The organism is Paenibacillus sp. PL91 (assembly GCF_012935325.2).
In the GTDB taxonomy this organism is placed as follows: domain Bacteria; phylum Bacillota; class Bacilli; order Paenibacillales; family Paenibacillaceae; genus Pristimantibacillus.
Map to the genome: position 1 here is coordinate 144,535 of NZ_JABBYG020000012.1, position 18,540 is coordinate 163,074.

The 18,540-nt window shown below is 49.6% G+C and carries 12 protein-coding genes; 9 read left to right on the forward strand and 3 right to left on the reverse strand.

Features of this window, described 5'->3' with window-relative positions; genetic code table 11:
• Positions 1–68: 68 nt before the first annotated feature.
• From HI950_RS24245 to HI950_RS24275, 7 genes are all read left to right on the forward strand, one after another.
• The gene (locus tag HI950_RS24245) at positions 69–1,391 is read left to right on the forward strand and encodes an extracellular solute-binding protein (RefSeq protein ID WP_169088347.1); all 1,323 of its coding nucleotides are present in this window, start codon (positions 69–71) and stop codon (positions 1,389–1,391) included.
• An 82-nt stretch (positions 1,392–1,473) separates the two neighbouring features.
• A complete protein-coding gene (locus tag HI950_RS24250) occupies positions 1,474–2,433 on the forward strand; it encodes a carbohydrate ABC transporter permease (RefSeq protein ID WP_169088349.1) in 960 nt (319 codons plus the stop codon).
• Between the two features lie 12 nt (positions 2,434–2,445).
• Positions 2,446–3,279, forward strand: a complete 834-nt coding sequence (locus HI950_RS24255; RefSeq protein ID WP_169088351.1) for a carbohydrate ABC transporter permease — start codon at positions 2,446–2,448, stop codon at positions 3,277–3,279.
• 22 nt (positions 3,280–3,301) lie between these two features.
• Positions 3,302–5,089 (forward strand): glycoside hydrolase family 66 protein, encoded by a 1,788-nt coding sequence (locus tag HI950_RS24260; RefSeq protein ID WP_169088353.1) that lies wholly within the window; start codon positions 3,302–3,304, stop codon positions 5,087–5,089.
• 136 nt (positions 5,090–5,225) lie between these two features.
• Positions 5,226–6,995, forward strand: coding sequence for a cache domain-containing sensor histidine kinase (locus HI950_RS24265; protein ID WP_169088355.1), 1,770 nt, complete (start codon positions 5,226–5,228; stop codon positions 6,993–6,995).
• A gap of 46 nt (positions 6,996–7,041) precedes the next feature.
• Entirely contained in the window at positions 7,042–8,589 is a 1,548-nt protein-coding gene (locus tag HI950_RS24270; protein ID WP_169088357.1) for a response regulator transcription factor, read from the forward strand.
• 18 nt (positions 8,590–8,607) lie between these two features.
• The gene (locus tag HI950_RS24275; protein ID WP_169088359.1) at positions 8,608–9,867 is read left to right on the forward strand and encodes an extracellular solute-binding protein; all 1,260 of its coding nucleotides are present in this window, start codon (positions 8,608–8,610) and stop codon (positions 9,865–9,867) included.
• A 75-nt stretch (positions 9,868–9,942) separates the two neighbouring features.
• Here the strand turns inward: HI950_RS24275 and HI950_RS24280 are convergent, their stop codons facing one another.
• Positions 9,943–10,956 carry a zinc-dependent alcohol dehydrogenase family protein gene (locus tag HI950_RS24280; protein WP_169088361.1) on the reverse strand — a complete coding sequence of 338 codons (1,014 nt, stop codon included), beginning with the start codon at positions 10,954–10,956 and terminating at the stop codon, positions 9,943–9,945.
• Positions 10,957–11,070: 114 nt separating this feature from the next.
• On the opposite strand from HI950_RS24280, the gene HI950_RS24285 reads away from it, so the two are divergent.
• Positions 11,071–11,463: a winged helix-turn-helix transcriptional regulator gene (locus HI950_RS24285; RefSeq protein ID WP_169088364.1), complete on the forward strand. Its 393-nt coding sequence runs from the start codon at positions 11,071–11,073 to the stop codon at positions 11,461–11,463.
• 65 nt (positions 11,464–11,528) lie between these two features.
• Here the strand turns inward: HI950_RS24285 and HI950_RS24290 are convergent, their stop codons facing one another.
• Positions 11,529–14,864, reverse strand: a complete 3,336-nt coding sequence (locus HI950_RS24290) for a DEAD/DEAH box helicase (protein WP_169088366.1) — start codon at positions 14,862–14,864, stop codon at positions 11,529–11,531.
• Between the two features lie 411 nt (positions 14,865–15,275).
• The gene (locus HI950_RS24295) at positions 15,276–17,339 is read right to left on the reverse strand and encodes a methyl-accepting chemotaxis protein (RefSeq protein WP_169088368.1); all 2,064 of its coding nucleotides are present in this window, start codon (positions 17,337–17,339) and stop codon (positions 15,276–15,278) included.
• Positions 17,340–17,506: 167 nt separating this feature from the next.
• Between HI950_RS24295 and HI950_RS24300 the strand changes: the two genes are divergently transcribed.
• Positions 17,507–18,481, forward strand: coding sequence for an aldo/keto reductase (locus tag HI950_RS24300; RefSeq protein WP_169088458.1), 975 nt, complete (start codon positions 17,507–17,509; stop codon positions 18,479–18,481).
• Positions 18,482–18,540: the final 59 nt, after the last annotated feature.

An 18,540-nucleotide genomic window follows, 5' to 3' on the forward strand; every position in this document is an offset into this window, starting at 1 on the left:
ACGGTTTCTTGAGTGATCCCTTCATTTCATAATAAAGGAGCGACACAAATAAAAGGAGGGTCATTTACATGAAGTGGTACAAAACAATTTCCTATGGGGTTCTAGCGGCGGTTATGGCTTTTACAGTTACAGCATGCTCAGGCGGCAATAACGCACCTGCAAATAACGGAGGTAATGCTCCGGCAAATGAAAGCGGTAACGCGCCGGCTGCGGACGGCAAGAAGGTTACGATCGAGTATTGGCATACCTATAGCGATCAAGAAGAAAAGGTGCTGGCGGAAGAAATTAAGCCGCTCTTCGAGAAAGAAAATCCCGGCATTGAGCTGAAGCTGACCAGAATGCCTTATGAGGGCTTGAAAGAGCAGGTTATTGCCGGCGTGGCAGGCGATGCAGCACCTGATCTTATGCGGATGGACATCATCTGGGTTCCGGAATTCGCCAAAATGGGAGCGCTTCAGGATATCAGCAAAAACGATGGCTTCGATGAATTGAAAGCGAATACGTTCGAAGCGCCTATGGAAACGAATGCTTATAACGGCGGCTACTACGGCGTACCGGTTAACACGAATACAAAAATCGCGATTTACAACAAAGCGGTGCTTGATGAGATAGGGGTAAAAGAAGCTCCTGCGACGATGGATGAGTTCGTAGCGGCAGCGAAGCTTGCGGTTGCCAAAGGCAAGCCAGGCGGAATCGGCATCGGCGGAGCGAACGTATGGGCAGCATCTCCTTACTTCTGGAGCCTTGGCGGCTTGCTTACGAATGAGGATTATACGAAGGTTGAAGGTTTTCTGAACAGCCCGGAGAGCGTGAAGGCGCTTGAAACAATCGTGCAATGGAACAAGGACGGACTCGTAACACCTACCATCCTTGGCGGCGAGCCAGGCGCGTGGGACGGCATGAAAAACAACGAATACATGATGATCGATGACGGCCCTTGGTTTTACAGCATTCTCATGAACGAAGCGGAATCCGCATTCAAGCCGCTTGAGCAAACGGTACGCGGCTTGATTCCAGCAGGTGCAGGCGGCAGCCGCTCTGTTGTAGGCGGCGAAGATCTTGTAATCTTTGCTAACTCGAAGCATCCGCAAGAGGCTTGGACATTCTCGAAATGGATGCTTGGCGACGAGCCGCAGAAAATCATGAGCAAGCTTGGCCTTATTCCTACGAACAAAACAGCGGCAAACGATCCGGCATTCCTTGAGCAGCCATTCGTTACCGAGTACGTGAAGCAGCTTGAGACTGCATTGCCGCGTACGCCGATTCCGCAATATGGCGAAATGGAAGGGATCGTTAACCTTGCCTTTGAGAAAGCGATCCGCGGAGAGCTTGAGCCAAAAGAGGCGCTCGACGAGGCAGCAAAAAACATCGAAGCCATCTTGACGAAGTAAGCGCAAAGACAGAGCCTTCGTCTATCGCGGCAACGGGTAGGCGAAGGCTCAATTTAGATGAAGGATAGGAAGGAGCATCAATATGTCTATACCAGTGGCGGGACAGCCGAAGCAAGAGCCTCGAATTCCGGCAGGCGTAAAGTTGAAAAAAGGTTTGTTGCAATGGGCGAAGGTTCTGCCTTATATCTTTCTTGGTGTCTTGGGTACGGCCGTATTCGTCATCTACCCGATGATCAAAAACATTATTATCAGCTTTCAGGAATACAGCATTATGCCGAGCGCAGAAAACCCATTCGTAGGCTTTGCCAACTACGTATCCGCATTTACCGACCCGAACAATAAAGTGCTGATGGCGATCCGAAATACATTTCTGAACGTCGCCGTAACGGTGCCGATCAACTGGTTTCTTGCAATCGTGTTTGCAGTGCTTATCAATATTCACTTCGTAAAGCATAAAATCGTGTTTCGTACCATTTATTATTTACCCATCATTACGTCATGGATCGTAGTAGCCTTCTTGTTCCGCTTCTTGTTCGCGGGCGGCGAGTACGGCTTGATCAACTTTATCTTTTATAAGCAGCTTGGCTTATTTCATGAACCGGTTAATTTTCTATCGAACTATTGGTCAGCGATGGTCGTCATTTGGTTATTCCATATTTGGAAGACGGTTGGTTGGGGCGTTGTCATCTATTTAGCGGCCTTGCAGGGGATATCGAAGGAATATTATGAAGCGGCGCAAATCGATGGCGCGAACGGAACTAAGCAGTTTTGGGCAATTACGGTTCCCATGCTTGGCCCTGTAACGGCATTCGTTATTATAAACCTCGTTAACGGCGCATTTAACTTTTTCCCGCAGGTTTACTTTATTACGCGGGGCGGTCCGATGGATCAAACCCAGACGCTGCCGAGCCTTATGTACTTGCAAGCCTTTAAGAACTTTAACTTTGGTTATGCATCCGCAGTAGCCGTCATGATGGGGATCGCCGTGTTCTTGCTCACGTATTCCCAGATGAAAAAATTCGGCAATCAGCGGTTTTTGTAGGAGGGGGAAACGATGAAAACGAAATGGCATATTCAGCTCCTGGTTTACAGTATTATCGTGCTTGGAGCTCTGGCGTTCCTATTCCCCTTCGTATATATGATTATGACGAGCTTTATCAAAGGGGCCTATTCGCTCCCGCGGCCTAAGGAAGTATTTTCGGTCGTTCCAAACCTGTATAACTACCAGCTCGTATGGAGCAAAAATAACTTTGCGCGGTATTTCCTGAATAGCTCGCTCGTGACGATCGTGTCGATGCTCGGGAGCTTGTTCCTGGGCTGCCTAACGGCATACGGGTTCGCTAGATTTACGTTTCCAGGCAAAGAGTTTCTGTTCCGTATGTTCCTGCTGACGATGATGATTCCCGGCGTTATCAACATCATCCCGCAGTTTCTTATTGTCAAATCTTTTGGCTTGGTTAACACGTACTGGGGGCTATGGCTCATTTATATCGGAGGAGGCGTAGTCGGAAGCACGTTCTTCTTAAGGGGCTTCTTCCAAAGCATTCCGAAAGAGTATGAGGAATCCGTATTAATCGACGGCGGAGGCAGCTGGCGCATTTTCTGGAACATCTATCTCCCGCAATCGATGCCGGCAATCGCCACGCTTGCGGTTCTGTCCTTCCAAGGCACATGGGAAGAATATTTCACGGCACTCGTCATCATTAAGGATGAGGCGCTGCGGACGCTGCCTGTCGCGCTGCTGATGTTCAACGACAAATATGCGACCAACTATTCCTGGGTTTTTGCGGCGTCTATTATTGCGCTCGTGCCGACCGTGCTGCTCTATATTATTTTCCAGAAGAGATTCGTACAGGGCGGCTTTAATGAAGGTGGTGTGAAAGGTTAACGAGACCATGAGGGAAGGAACGATGAATGTGACCCGCAAAACAGTAAAGTCGGCTGCTTTAGTCGCGATGAGCTGCTTGTTTATTTTGGCAGCGGGCTGCAGCAAGCAGACGGAGATCAGGGCGGAGACGGTAGTCAGCCAAGGGATCATGAGCGGATTAACCACGGATAAAGCGGCTTACCGTCCCGGCGAAAAGGTTAGCTTCAAGCTGGATTTGAGCAAGCCGGAGCCTAAGGCGAAGGTGATCGTTCACTATCGTCATCTTGGCGAGAAGATCGGTGAGCAGGAGGTAAAGGCAGAGGAGGAGCAGATTACCTGGGACTGGACGCCTCCGAAGGAAAACGGCAAGGGCTATATGGCAGAGGTATTTATATCAGCTAAGGGCGAAGTGAAGGATCACCTGAACATTGCGGTCGATGTATCGGAGAATTGGAGCCAATTTCCCCGCTACGGATATTTGGCCGACTTCCACAGCATGACTAAGGAAGAGCAGACGGCTGTAATGGAGCGCTTGAATCGTTTCCATATCAATGGCATCCAGTTTTATGATTGGCAATATAAGCATCATGATCCTCTGAAAATGGACGGAGGCAAGCCGGCCTCCGAGTGGCCGGATATCGCGAATCGCCCGGTCTCATACGAGACGATCAAGGGCTATATTGACCTCGCGCATAGCAAAAATATGAAGGCGATGAATTACAATTTGCTATTCGGCGCGTATGAGGGCGCGGAAGCGGATGGCGTTAAAAAAGAATGGGCGCTGTACAAGGACCCTTCGCAAACGAATCAGGATAAGCATCCATTGCCGGATAACTGGGCCAGCGACATTATGCTGTATGACCCAAGCAATCCCGAGTGGCAGAACTATTTGATTGAGAAGGAAATCGAAGTGTTTGAGCAGCTGCCTTTTGACGGCTGGCATGTCGACCAGTTGGGTGATCGCGGCTCACTTTGGAACGCCAAGGGAGAAAGCGCGAAGCTGACGCAAGGGTATGTGTCTTTCCTTAAAGCGGCTAAGGAGAAGCTTGATGTCGATTATGTCATGAATGCGGTTAGCCAATATGGCCAGGCGTTCATGGCCCCGCAGGCTCCTCTTGCGTTTCTGTACACGGAAGTATGGGACGGGCATCCGAAATACAGCAGCCTGAAGGATATCATCGACCAAAATAGCAAGTATAGCAAAAATAAGCTGAACACCGTGCTTGCTGCTTACATGAACTATGATTTGGCCGATTCCAGCGGCGCGTTTAATACGCCGGGCGTCCTGCTAACAGATGCCGTTATTTTCGCAGCAGGCGGCTCGCATCTGGAGCTTGGGGAAAACATGCTTGCCAAAGAATATTTTCCGAATAAAAATTTAACGATTCCAGCCGAGCTGGAGGAGCAGTTGATTGGCTATTATGACTTCCTTGTCGCCTATCAAAACATCCTTCGGGATAGACTTGCGGAAACGGAAGTCGTCGTATCGAGCACGGGCAGCACGGCTATCTCCGCTGCTCCAGAGCAAGGGAAAATATGGTCCTTCGCGAAGCAGAAGGATGGCAGCGATATCGTTCATTTCATTAACTTCTCGGATGCCACGACGATGAATTGGAACGACAGCAAAGGAGAGCAGGCGGCGCCTGCGGAGCTCGGGAATGTAGGCATCTCCATTCAGACAAAGCGGAAGGTAGCGAGCATCATGTTCGCTTCGCCGGATTATTATAACGGATCGCCTGTTAAGCTAGACTTCGAGCAGCAGGGCGATGAGGTTGCGATTAAGCTCCCGAGTCTTAAATACTGGGATTTGCTTACGATTCATTACAAATAGAACATCATGAGAGCAGCAGCAGACCAGAGCGACACGAAAGAGCGTTTTTCGTTCGCTTTGGTTTTTATTACATTCTATTTATATCGTAATGAATTAGGTAAACTAGGAGTATCTTCTTACGCAGGGTGGACAGTCTATGGCGCGTTTCGAGAAAATATCCAACCGATTTGCATCAAAAATGATTTTGGCCTTCTTATTGATTATTCTCATTCCGACCACTTTATCGGGGTTCTCCTTCTATTTGGAATCTTCCGCGCTTGTGAAACGAAATGTCAGAGCATCTGCCGTTCAGGTGACGAAACAAACCGCGGATGCTTTGTCTTCGATTTTCAACGCGGGAAGCGATACATCCGATTTAATATACAGTGATTTGCAGGTGCAGCAAGCAGCGATGAATTATAGCGCAAGCCCGCTGAACGTACAGCTTGAAATGTCGCACTCCTTAGATACGCGGCTTAATAATATCGTATATTCTAGCTCGTTTGTAAGAATCGTTTATATTTTAAAAAGCGGCGGATTCGGCTGGGGAAGCGGGACATTCTCTACGCATAAGCTGCGAAAGATTGATCTTAACCAGCAAGAGTGGGTGTCGGAGTCCAAGCGGCAGGATGGCGGGCTCGTATGGCGGGCGATGCACAAGGACCCTTTTAGCGGCGGCGGTGAAAATACCGATCTTGTGCTGCCGATCAGCCGTACGCTAAAAGACTTTGATTCGCTTAAGCAAATCGGCTTGCTCGTCGTTAATTTAAACGGCAAAGCTATTTTGAATACGATTAACCAGGTTAAGCTTGGCGAAACAGGGCGTTATATGGTCGTCAATCCCGAGGGCCGAATTATGATCGATGCCGATCTGTCGCGCATTGGCGAGACCGTTCGGGACGAAAATCTACATGAGCTTATCGTGAACAATGATGAGGTTGAATTCGAATACTTTAATAAGGGCGTCCATTATTATGGCGTGAAGCAATTGCTTAGCAACGGCTGGCTGCTGGTAGGTACGGTGCCTACAGTTGAAATAACCGGCGCGCTGGATAAGCTGCATACCCGCATTTTATTGACCTCGGCCTGCTTTGCTTTATTAGCGGTTCTCATAGGCCTTTTAATCGCTAACCGGGTTACAAAACCGATTAAGCAATTGACGAAAGAGATGAAGCGCGTTCAGCAAGGCGATTTAACGGTGCGAACAGCATTAACCTCAACGGATGAGATCGGGCTTATGAGCAGGCATTTTAATAAAATGCTGGATGAAATCGAGCAGCTTATGGTACGAGTGGAGCAGGAGCAAAACGAGAAGCTGGAGGCAGAGGTGCGTGCGGTTACTTACCGGATTCACCCGCATTTTCTCTATAACACGTTAAGTACGCTAAGGTGGCTTATTCGGGCGGGCGAGACGGAACGGGCGGATCAAGGCTTGGCGGCTCTGACCAGATTGCTCCAAGCGAATATGGGCAAGAACGGCCAATTGATCACGCTTGAGGAAGAGCTTGAAATCGTCCAGAAATATATCGTTATTTTAGAAATGCGGTACGAGCAGAAGTATGCTTTGTCTGTTGATGTGCAGCCTGGGGCGGAGCAGGTGAAAATACCGAGAATGCTGCTTCAGCCGCTCGTTGAGAATGCGGTCTTTCACGGCTTCGTGCCGCTTAACCGCGGAGGCGATATTACGATAAAGGTATCGGAGCAGCATGGCGAGCTTCATATTCTGCTCTATGATAATGGATCGGGCATAGCGGCGGAGAAGCTAAAGCAGTTGAATGCCAAGGAAGGCATAACGAAGCCGGGAATAGGGCTTCAGCATGTCCACGATTCCTTGAGACTTTATTTTGGAGCAGGCTCAGGCATGTCGGTCGCTAGCGAGATAGGGAGCGGCACGCAAATTCATATCGTCATACGTCTTCAAGGCTAGCGCTTCCGAGACTAATCCTGCAGTTACAACTAGAGGGGGGAATTACGTGTACGATAACGTGTTGATTGTGGACGACGAGCCGATCATACGAAACGGACTTAAAAGCTTTATCGATTGGGCGGAGCAGGGGCTTGCCTTGGCGGGCGATTGCGCGAACGGGCTTGAAGCCTTAGAGCTGCTTCGGTCCCGTCCGATTGATATTTTAATAACCGATATTAAAATGCCGGTCATGGATGGCTTGGAGCTTACGCGGCATGCGCTCGAGATTAATCCTCTCATGAAGGTTGTGCTTATTAGCAGCTACAATGAGTTCGAGTACGTTCGCGAGGGGATGAAGCATGGCGCGGTAGATTATTTGCTTAAACCGACGCTGGAAGCGGGCGAGCTCATTGCCGTACTCGGCCGATGCAAAGAAATGCTGCAAAAAAACCGCAGGCAAGCGGTTCAGAAACAGCAATTTGACGAGCAATTGACCTTGCTGGAGCGAAGGCGCTCCGAGCAGGAGATTATACGATTGCTCGCATCCAGCCAATCGGAGGCTAGCTTATTCGATATTTTTGGCAAGCAGAAAGAAAGCTACTTGTGTGCTTTTGTCGTATCGGACGGACTAAACGAGTGGCAGGAGCGGTACGGGAATTTGCATATCAGCATGATGTACGAGGATATGCAGGCGATCTTTTACGAGCAGTTCCAGCATGGGAGCGCGCCGATTTTAACAGGAGAAGGCATCTTTATGATCTATCCTTATGAGAAGGATGCCGAAGCTGCGCTTGAGAGCTTCAAGGCGCGTGTGGCGGCTGAACTATCCACTTCTATTTCAATAGGCTACTGCATCGTGAAGGAAACCGATTGGGTTGAGATTGGATTGAGGAGAAGCCGATCAGCGGAAAAACGGCGTTTTTTTGAAGGCACAGGCAAGCTATTTGCATGGGAGCAGCCTCTGAATGAGCATGAGGACGAGCAGGAAGCAGAGGAAATGAATATGCATGCGATGGTTGAATGGATACGTGCCGAGAGCAGCATAAAAACAATCATCGACCGCTTCGTAGCGAAATGGGCGAAGGGCGACCTGGCACCAGAGCTCGTAAGAAGAGAGGCGTACGAACTGTTATCTGCTTATGCGTATTTAAATGGAAATTCCAAGGCGCTATCGGATTTCCGTGAACATATTTGGCGATGCGAGACGGTTGTCCAGCTTGAGGCCGCCCTTCGTCATTTGTTCGTGGAGATGGAGCATCCGAGCCGGCTGCGCTTGAACGATAAAGGCCACGGCGGACAATTAATAACGAAAGCGATTGAATACATTAAACTTCATTACCGCGATGAGCTAACCCTTCAAGAGGTAGCCGATACGATTCATGTCAGCAAAAGCTATTTTTCAAATTTGTTCAAAAAACAGTCGGGTCAAAACTTCATCGATTATTTGATCGATTTGAGGCTGCATGAGGCCAAGCGGATGCTGGTTCAAAATGAATACAAGATTTATGAGGTAGCGGAAAAATCGGGCTTTAACGATGTGAAATATTTTAGCAAGCTATTCAAAAAAATGACGCAGATGACGCCTGTCGAATACCGCGAAAAGCATCAACAGTAGTTGGTGGAGGAGATTTACATGCAAGTAAAAAGGTTGATTATGATCGTATGGATGCTCATTGTTGCTTCGGGCTGCAGCCAGCAGTCCATCATCTCCAAGGATAGCCCTGTGGAGAAGGTGAACCATAAAAAGGACTATGAGGTTGAGTTCTGGCATACGTACAGCGATGAGGAGACGCGGATTTTGGAGGATGTGCTCATTCCTTCGTTTGAGGAAGCATACCCGCATATTCACGTCGTCCCTGTGAGGCAATCGAACAATGCGGAGCTGAAGTATACGCTCATCTCCAAGGCCTCCGCGAATAGAGCGCCTGATGTTGTCCGTATGGATATCGCTTGGGTGCCCGAGTTTTCTCAGAGCGGGCTTTTGCAGCCGCTTAGCAGCTACGATGATTTTGAAGACGTCACGCAAACGCTGCAGAGCAACACAGGCTCCGCAGGCTATTATGAGGGCGCCCACTATTCGTTACCCGTAAATATGAATACGAAGGTCGCGATATTTAATCGCGCGCTGCTTACGAAAGCAGGGTTGTCGGAGCCGCCAGCTACCTTTCAGGAGGTCATCGAGCTTGCTAGAAAAGAACGCTACTTGATTGGCTTAGGCGGGCTGGAGTCCTGGAGCAGCTTGCCGTACATTTATGCGCTAGGCGGGCGCATGACGGATGATTCTTATACGAGGGCAACTGGCTATCTCGATGGGGATGCGACAGTAAAAGCAGTGGAACAGCTCTTATTGCTGTATAAGGAGCATTTGATCGAACGGACGGTCATTAACGGCGGCGCCGATAATTGGGAGGGCGTGAAGTCCGGGAAGGTACTGGTCACGGATGATGGGCCGTGGTTTTACAGCGTCTTTCAAGGCAAGGAGCTTGCGAGAACAATCAACGCCACGATAGCGGTTCCTTTTCCCCCGGTATTCGGCCCAGCTTCCATACTCGGTGGAGAAGATCTCGTCATTATGAAGGGCTCTAAAAGTTCGGAGCAGGCGTGGATCTTTATGAAGTGGATGATTAATAAGCAATCGCAAATCGCAATGTCGCAGACCGGCTTGATCCCGACCAATCTGGAGGCCAAGGAGATTAAGGTGCAGGGCGAATCCTTCATCCATCCGTTTGCGGAAGCGCTCAATCATACGTTTTTGCGTCCGCCAGTGAAAAACTACAGCCGTATCGACGCCATATATATCGCGTATATGACTAAAATTTTTCAAGAGGAGCTTACGGTTAAACAAGGCTTGACGGAGGCTGCGGTCCAAATTGACCGGCTGTTGAAGCAGTAAGGCAGCGTATTGGAAAAAGAGATAAGCGGGCTGCTTGAATAGCCCGCTTGTCTCGTTTGCTTATTGTTGACCTGATCAGAAAGTTATGCAGACTTTCCCAAAATGCGTACCCTTCGCCAAGTATCGGAGCGCATCGACGGATTGCTCAAACGGAAATACACGGTCAATAACTGGACGAAGTTTGTTTTGTTCAATCGCTCGGTTCATAGACTCGAACATGTCCCGGCTGCCGACATTAATGGCTTGAAGGCGTGCCGTCTTGATAATCGCCGCGATAATATCAAAGCTCTCCACGCTAGCCCCGGATAGAATGCCAATCAAGCTAATTTGCCCGCCTACCCGAAGCGCTCTTAGCGATTGATTAAGCGTAGCGGCGCCGCCAACGTCGACAACATGATCAACGCCTCGGCCATGTGTCAGCTCAAGCGCTGCTTTCTCCCACTCCGGCGTGCTTCTATAGTTGATGCCGAAATCGGCCCCAAGCGATTTGGCGCGCTCCAGCTTATCGTCGCTGCTCGATGTTACGATGACGGTTGCGCCGTGAAGCTTCGCAAATTGGAGCGCGAAGAGGGAGACGCCGCCCGTTCCTTGAATGAGCACCGTATCGCCGGATTTGACCTTGCCTTCCTCAGCGATGGCATGCCACGCGGTCACGCCGGCGCAAGCAAGCGAAGCCGCTTCCTCATCGCTTAAATGCTCAGGCACGCGAACGAGTCCCTGCTCGTTCAGAACAACGTATTCAGCGAGCAGCCCATCCAGCGGATTGCCAAGCGTGCTGACCCAGCCTTCCTGCGTCGGTTCCCCGGAAATCCAGCTTTGCGTAAAAATACCGCTAACCCTATCGCCTAGCTTGAAGCGGCTTGTCTGTTCCCCGAGGCCGACCACCTCGCCGACTCCGTCAGAAACGGGGATGAGGGGCAGCTGCAGGTTAGGATTGTAAAATCCTTCGATGACGCCAAGGTCACGGTAATTGAGCGAAACGGCGCTCATCTTGATAAGCACCTCGCCGGTACCGGGAACAGGAACGGGGCGCACTGTCTTCCTTACGTGATCAAGTCCAAAGCCATCTTGTATTTCAAATACGTTCATGGATAATCTCTCCTTAATAGTTGGTGTAGACATACATTAATACATATACTAATATTTAGTAAGTAGGCACTTTATCGTTCGCTACGAACCTTCAGGTGCGCAAGGAGGAGAGTTATGGCAAATACGGTTCAAGCGAAACAAGCGGATATTTCGATAACGTCATGCAGCTACAGCAGAGTGCTTGAAATCATTTCAAATAAGTGGTCGGGTCTAGTCCTTTATGCTTTAGCAGACGGCACCCTGCGTTACGGAGAAGTAAGAAGACGAATCGAAGGCATCTCGCAAAAAATGCTCACCCAAACGCTGCGGCAGCTGGAGAGGGACGGACTGGTCGGGCGCGACGTAACGCCGTCTGTGCCGCCCATTGTTGATTACTCATTGACTCCGCTCGGCGATACGTTAATAAATACGATGACACATTTGAAGCTGTGGACGGCTGAATATTATCCGCATGTCGAGAAGGCAAGAGAGAAATATGACCGGGATAACGGCGAGAGCGGGCTATAAGAAGCACAAAAAAACGGAGGGATCGATGCGATTCCTCCGTTTTTTATTTGCGCCCTAGACTCGTCTTATTCAAGCATCAGAATCTCTCGAATTTCCTGCTCCGATAGGGAGGACAAAGCCTCCTGCCCTGGCTGAATAACCTCGTCGATCAGATTTTTTTTCTTCTGCTGCAGCTCATACATCTTGTCCTCGACCGTTCCTTGCGTGACGAGGCGGACCACCTGCACGACGTTTTTCTGCCCGATGCGGTGTGCGCGGTCGGCAGCCTGCTGCTCGACGGCGGGATTCCACCATAGGTCGTACAAAATCACGGTGTCTGCTCCCGTGAGGTTTAGCCCAGTGCCGCCGGCTTTGAGCGAAAGCAGGAAGACATCGCGCTCGCCGTCATTGAATCGGTTGCATAGCTCGACGCGCTCGGAGGCCTTAGTTTGTCCGTCCAAATAGAAGTATGGCACGCCTTGGTAGCCAAGCTCTCTCCCGATTAGGCCTAGCATTTCGGTAAATTGCGAGAATATAAGAACCCGTTTCCCGGCACTTTGGCACTCCTCGATAATTTCAAGAAGCTGCTCGAACTTGGCAGAGCTGCCCTGATAGCCCTCGACGAACAGTGCAGGGTGGCAGCAAAGCTGGCGAAGCCTCGTAATGCCGGCCAAAATCCGTATCCGATTTTTTTGAAAGCCCTCCTCGTTCAAATGCTTCACCGTCTCCTGCTGCAGCTTGGCGAGGAAGCCTACGTACAGCTGCTTCTGCTCCGGCAGCAGCTCGGATGCCTGAATCGATTCGATCTTCTCAGGCAGCTCCTGCAGCACATCGCTCTTCAGCCGGCGCAGCAGGAAAGGGCGAACCCGCTTCGCAACCGCTTCGCGAGAGAGCTCATTAAACGCCTGCTTGCTTGGGAATAGCTCAGGGAATACGGCGCCAAAGATCGACCATAGCTCCTCCAGCGTGTTTTCCACCGGCGTTCCGGTCAACGCGAAGCGGTAGGTTGCCTCAATGGCTTTAACCGCTTGCGCGGTTTGAGTCGTGTGGTTCTTGAAGTACTGCGCCTCGTCCATAATGAGCGTATGGAAGCTTTGGCTCGTATACTGCACAATGTCCCTGCGAAGCAAAGGGTACGAGGTGATGATCACATCCGCCTCCGCATTGCCCTTCAATACGCCGCTGCGTTCCGCTTTACTGCCGTCTGCGATGGTCGCGCGAATCTCGGGAGCGAATTTTTTGAGCTCATTGAGCCAATTGTAAACGAGCGAAGCGGGGGAGACGATTAAGACGGGCTGCTCCCGCTCGCGAATGTCGGGCAGGACGGAGAGGATAAAAGCGATTGCCTGCACCGTTTTGCCAAGACCCATATCATCCGCTAGAATGCCGCCAAAGTGATAGTGTGCCAGCGTCTTCATCCATTGATAGCCATACTTCTGATAATCCCGCAGCACGGGCGCAAGGCTCTCCGGTACGGAGAAATCCAAATTGTCGGGATTCCGCATGTTCTCCTGCAGCCGGCGGAATGATTTGCCGAGCTTTACGGCGCTCCCCTTCTCTAGCGAGTCGATAAGATGCAAGCCTCTTACCGCAGGAATGCGGAATTCAGCCCCCTCAATATCCCCTTTGCGCAAGCCGACTTCGTTTAAGAAACGAATAATTTCCAGAAACTCTGCGCCTTCAAGCGGCAACAGCGAGCCATCCGGCAGACGGTGATATTTGCGCTTCACCTCAAGCGATTTAAGCAGGCTGCGTATTTCCGACTCAGGAATGCCGTCCATCGTAAACTTGAATTCAAGCCAGTCGGTGCGCTCATCTACGTTAACGGTCACTTTAGGCGGCGCATGCTTGGTTACGATACGCACCTTCACAGCGGAGGTAGCATACACGGCAAGCAGCTGCTCGAGCTGCGGGATGACGTTGTGCAGAAATTCGTATTCGGCATCCTCGTCCTCCATGAAATATCCGCCTTCGGTTTTGGCGAACGGAACCAAATCCATAAGCTCCAATATGCGCCGCTCCTGTTCCCCATCACGCATGAGGATACGGTCGGTGCCGCGTTTATTATCGCTGATTTCTAACGGATTAATGACGATATCGCCGTATTGGAACTCTAGCCCAGCGACTAGCCGATCTCTAACCCGGTCTAAATACAGCTTCGCTTTAAGCTGCGTTTGCAGGATGCGGTCGGAGATCGTCTCTGCGATTCCGACACTGCCGAGCTTCATCAGGCTCGGAACAACCCTCTCCATAAAAGGCTCCATTTGCTCAGGGGCAATATGGATTTTAGGCTTGCGCGAGGTATCGAGCAGATGCTTAAGCTCTGCAAGTCGCTTGCAGGGGTCCGGCTGTAGCTTAAGCAGCTTGCCCTCGGAAATGACAAGCTCGTACTCTTCCATGATGACGATTTGGTCTAAGCCTTGAATATCGAGCTGGTAGCCGTCGCTGGTCGCTTGATCGAATGCAAAATGCAGCGGTATCGCCTCGTCGCTCAGCGAAATGCCGGCAAACGTCCGATTGCCGTAAACGAGCTGTACGTTAGGAGCAGCTATGAGAAGCGGGAGCAGCGCTCCCCAAGAGAAAGGGGGCACAAGCAGCATTCGGTCATCGCTGACTGGGGCTTCTCTACTGAATGAACGAGCTGTCGTTTCGCGGATAAAGGTTTCATTCCGATAGATTTGATAGAGCTGCCTGAGCACCGCATCGTTCTCCGGTTGGATGCTGTGGACGGCTGGGTCATACGTAAAATGCTTTGAGAAAACGAATGCCTCCCGGCGCTCCACCTTCTCAACAAATTCTCGTATGCGCTGCACGATATAAAGCCGCTTCGGCCCAACCTTCAGCTCGATGCCGAACATATGCTTTCGGTAGCCATAGGGGTAGAGCTTACAAGTGAGCTCGACCTCGAGTGAAGTCCTCGTATCTAAAAGTGCCCGGCTGCGGCTTGCGCGAAGGGGCCGTCCGCCGAACAAGCCGAGCAGGCCGCTAGCAATCCTTGTGTCTGCAGCTTCCATTCCTGCGTGTCCAGCATACCGAGGGTGAAGGTGGGCATCCTCTTCTTCCTCCTCATCGTCGTACGGCCTATCCTCCGGATGAAGGAGGGAGGGGAATTTGCGTGCTGGTTTGTCCTCTTGATTCTGGAGCTCAAGGATTTGCAGAAGCGCTGCTGCCACATGCTTGCAATACTTGTCGTAGGAGCTGAATGCGAGACATGTGCAGGACGCATCGACGTCTCCATCCCGGTCGATATCGACCGCAACCTCGCAGCGCCCTTCTCCGAGTACGACCGCATCGTAGCTGGACGCCTGCGGATTAGAGCCCGTGATCGTTACTTTTCCATCTCTATAGTAAGCTTCGCCGCGCTCATAGAACGTGTCGCCGCAAAGCTGCTTAATGATACGTGTGGTCAATAGAACGCTCATTGTCTAGTTCCTTTCCGTAAACGGAAACGTTTGTTCCGATTTGCTAATTCTTATCATATCAGAATTTAAGAGCAAGGTCATAATCGGAGAAGCGGCTGCTGTAGTTTTTACAACAGAGACCTCATATGAAGCATAAAATAGAAGACTACGCTGCAAAAATGCAATAGAATAGCTGCTCATCAACAATTCGGGGGCTGCGGGGGCGATTCTGCTGCACAAAGTGCAGCGTAGGAACAGGAGAGTTAGAGTAGAGTTAGAGTTATTTCGGATTGCTGCTATTAAACGACTGAATCTGTCCTATTTTTCAGCAATTGGAAAAAAGACCTATGCTTCCGTATTAGGGATGCACAGGTCTTCCTTTTAATCTATTTTATAATTTAAGCTAGCTAACGTCATTATTATCGCAGGTCGTTATGCAACCTTGAATTTCGCCGCTGCCTCCGCAAGATTTTTGGTAAGGTTGTCGATGGTGTCAACCATAGCAGCTAGTTGTTGCACCGTTGCAGATTGCTCCACCATCGTAGCGGTAACCTCCTGTACGGATGCCGATACTTCTTCTCCTGAAGCAGAAAGGCTCTGCGCTGACTGCTGGACCTCGTCTTTATCCATTTCCATGCGAGCAACATCGCTGGTCATTGCATGAATTTGATCTGAAATTTCCATAATTTTATCCAAAATGGTTTTGAACGCTGCTTGCGTTTGTCCTACAAACTCATCCTGCTTCACGGCAATATTACGAATTTCCACGACGCTATCATTATTCTCGATGACGAACGATAGGTTTTGCTGGATAATCGCATTGATCTCAGAAGATTGCTTGGAGCTTTGATCAGCAAGCTTACGAATTTCAGAAGCAACAACGGCAAAGCCCAGGCCATGCTCGCCAGCTCTTGCTGCTTCAATGGATGCGTTCAGAGCGAGTAAGTTCGTTTGGCCCGCAATTTCACTAATCGCACCTGTGATTTTGCTAATTTCGTTAGAGCTCTCCTGCAGCTTTAACGTGATCGCAGATATTTTTTGAACTTCTTCTTCATTTTGATTATTGATTCGGATTAAGTTATGTACAACTTCATTGCTTGTGTAAAATACTTCGACGATTTCCTCCGCTCTTTCTTTAACCGCTTGAGCTTTGTCGCTCATTGAAGCAAACTTCTCTCCGAATCCGTAGAACTTATCAACGATTTGCTCGGTATCATGCGACTGCGATTCCATCGCTTTGGCAATTTCCATGGATGTCACCGAGGTTTCGCTAATGGATTGTGCCGTCTGCTTAGAAGATTCCTCCAGCTCGCTCGTGCTTTTATTGAGCACCGAAATCGATGTATTCATATTGGTAATCAATTGTTTGTTTTGCGTGACCATGCTGTTGAAGCTGTCAGCCAAATCCTTGAACTCACTATCATATTTCCCGTTTGCCGCTACCGTCAGATCTCCGGATGCTAGCTGTTTAAAGAGCATCGTTAATTGAGCAATCGGATTTGTAATGTATCTTGAAAGAATGAGCCCGAAGCCAACTGCGACAATAAGAGCTATAGCTGTAATGTACAGCATTTTTTGAAACATATCTTGGATCGGACGTTTGATGTCCTCATAGGAATCAACAACAGAAACGATAAGGTCGGAATTAGGGATTTTATTAATTCTAAGGTAGTCGTTGCCAAGCTCAGTGGTCAGTAATTTAATTTCCAAGGCAGCCTTGTCCGCTAAAAAAGCTTTCGTTTCTGGACTATCGCCGATGCTTTCTCCATGCTTGGAAGGGTCTATCGAATTATAAAGAATAATACCGCCGCGGCTCAGTATTTCAATTTTCCCTTGGCCGTTAATTTTGATGGCGCCTAGCTTGTCCACAAAAAACTTACTGTCTACAGTGGTTGCAAAGACGCCGATGGTTTGTCCATTTTCGTCTTTAATGGGATGCGAGAAAGCAAGTAATATTTTTCCGCTGCTCTTGGATAGGATGGCATCCGATATAAAGCTTTTGCCTTTCATCGCTTCAGTAAAGTACTCGCGGTCAGCGCGTGATTGGCCGATGTTTTCCGTATTCGTTCCCGATACGATAATGCCTTTATGATCGAGAAGCAGGAACGACTCATTTCCGTGTGTGCCCTCAAAGCTATGCAAAATAGTTGAGTTTGCTTTTGCAAATAGCTCATTCGACGAAGCGAAAAACGCTGCATCAGACAAAGTGCCTGCTTTACGAAGGATCAATAGATCACGATAGGTATTATGATCAGATGCTAGAAAGGATGACTGCTCTTGCAGTTGCATGGCCGTCATCAATCCTTCGGCAATACGGTCTGCATTCGCGTTAATTTCATCCTTGCTTTTTCTAAGCAGCAAATCCGACGAGAACATGTACATAGCTATAGCCGTTGCGAATAAGACGATTACGACTAACAGACTTATTAATACAGGAAGCTTAACCCTCAAAGAAATGTTTCTCACCTTATTGAACAGCCCTTTTTGCATGATCATGATGTTCGAAATCCCCTATTCCATATTCTTATTGGTCAACTACGGTCAACTACATATATCGGTTAAATTTTCAATTAAATGAAAGGGATAAATATTCCAGTAGTTGAACTGAGGTTATAATAGGGAGAGAAGTAAGCTTGTATAAGAAAAATAAGGAGCTGATCAACATGCAATACAGGCGTCTGGGCCATAGCGGCCTTCACGTTTCCATTCTCGGATTGGGGACAAACGCATTCGGCAAGCGGGCTGATTATGAGACATCCAAGCAGATCATTCATCATGCATTGGATAACGGAATCAATTTCATAGATACGGCAAACATATATGCGGGCACCGAGTCCGAGAAAATAATCGGGAAGGTGCTGGAGGGAAGCCGCCACAATGTCGTGCTGGCGACCAAAGCCGGGCTAGTCCGCGGAGCGGGCATCAATGAGCGAGGCTCGTCCAGGTATCATTTGATGGCGGAGCTGGAGAGCAGCCTGAAGCGTCTGAAAACAGACTATGTCGATCTCTATCAGATTCATACCTTTGATCCCGCAACACCGCTTGAAGAAACGCTGCGGGCGCTTGAGGATATGGTTCGCTCAGGTAAGGTTCGCTATATCGGCGCGTCCAACTATTTCGCGTGGGAGCTCATGAAAGCGATAGGGATCAGCGAACGGCTTGGGCTGAACCGGTTCGTATCGACACAAGTAAGCTATTCGCTCGCTGACCGAACGCCAGAGACGGAGCTTGTCCCGATGTGTCTGGATCAAGGGGTGGGCATCATTCCTTACTTTCCGCTGGCAGGCGGTATTTTGTCGGGCAAGTACAGCGCCTCAAATAGAGCGCCAGAAGGCTCAAGGGCGCAGACCGATCCGAATTTCGGCAGGTTTCTGAACGACAAGACCCTAGCACTCGGCGAAGAGGTCAGCAAGCTCAGTAATGAACTAGGCTGTACTTCAAGCGTGCTGTCGCTGGCTTGGCTGATGCAGCAGCCTGTCATTTCTACGGTTATCGTAGGGGCTGCGCGAGTAGAGCAGCTTGTAGAAAACGTAAAGAGCGTTGCTCTTCAGCTGGATACGGAGACTCAAATGAAGCTGGATACACTCAGTAGTCCGTTCCGCCATGGCGAGCCTTTTGCCCTATACCGATTGCCCTAAGCGGGAAAGGCTTATCCAATGCTAAAAGCTCTGCCCCGCCAAGATAGGCGCCTTACTGC

Bases quoted from the DNA above. Each gene is read 5' to 3' on its own strand.
- HI950_RS24275 (WP_169088359.1), top strand. From the start codon at position 8,608: ATGCAAGTAAAAAGGTTGATTATGATCGTATGGATGCTCATTGTTGCT.
- HI950_RS24280 (WP_169088361.1), bottom strand. From the start codon at position 10,956: ATGAACGTATTTGAAATACAAGATGGCTTTGGACTTGATCACGTAAGG.
- HI950_RS24265 (WP_169088355.1), top strand. From the start codon at position 5,226: ATGGCGCGTTTCGAGAAAATATCCAACCGATTTGCATCAAAAATGATT.
- HI950_RS24285 (WP_169088364.1), top strand. From the start codon at position 11,071: ATGGCAAATACGGTTCAAGCGAAACAAGCGGATATTTCGATAACGTCA.
- HI950_RS24260 (WP_169088353.1), top strand. From the start codon at position 3,302: ATGAATGTGACCCGCAAAACAGTAAAGTCGGCTGCTTTAGTCGCGATG.
- HI950_RS24295 (WP_169088368.1), bottom strand. From the start codon at position 17,339: ATGATCATGCAAAAAGGGCTGTTCAATAAGGTGAGAAACATTTCTTTG.
- HI950_RS24250 (WP_169088349.1), top strand. From the start codon at position 1,474: ATGTCTATACCAGTGGCGGGACAGCCGAAGCAAGAGCCTCGAATTCCG.
- HI950_RS24245 (WP_169088347.1), top strand. From the start codon at position 69: ATGAAGTGGTACAAAACAATTTCCTATGGGGTTCTAGCGGCGGTTATG.
- HI950_RS24300 (WP_169088458.1), top strand. From the start codon at position 17,507: ATGCAATACAGGCGTCTGGGCCATAGCGGCCTTCACGTTTCCATTCTC.
- HI950_RS24255 (WP_169088351.1), top strand. From the start codon at position 2,446: ATGAAAACGAAATGGCATATTCAGCTCCTGGTTTACAGTATTATCGTG.
- HI950_RS24290 (WP_169088366.1), bottom strand. From the start codon at position 14,864: ATGAGCGTTCTATTGACCACACGTATCATTAAGCAGCTTTGCGGCGAC.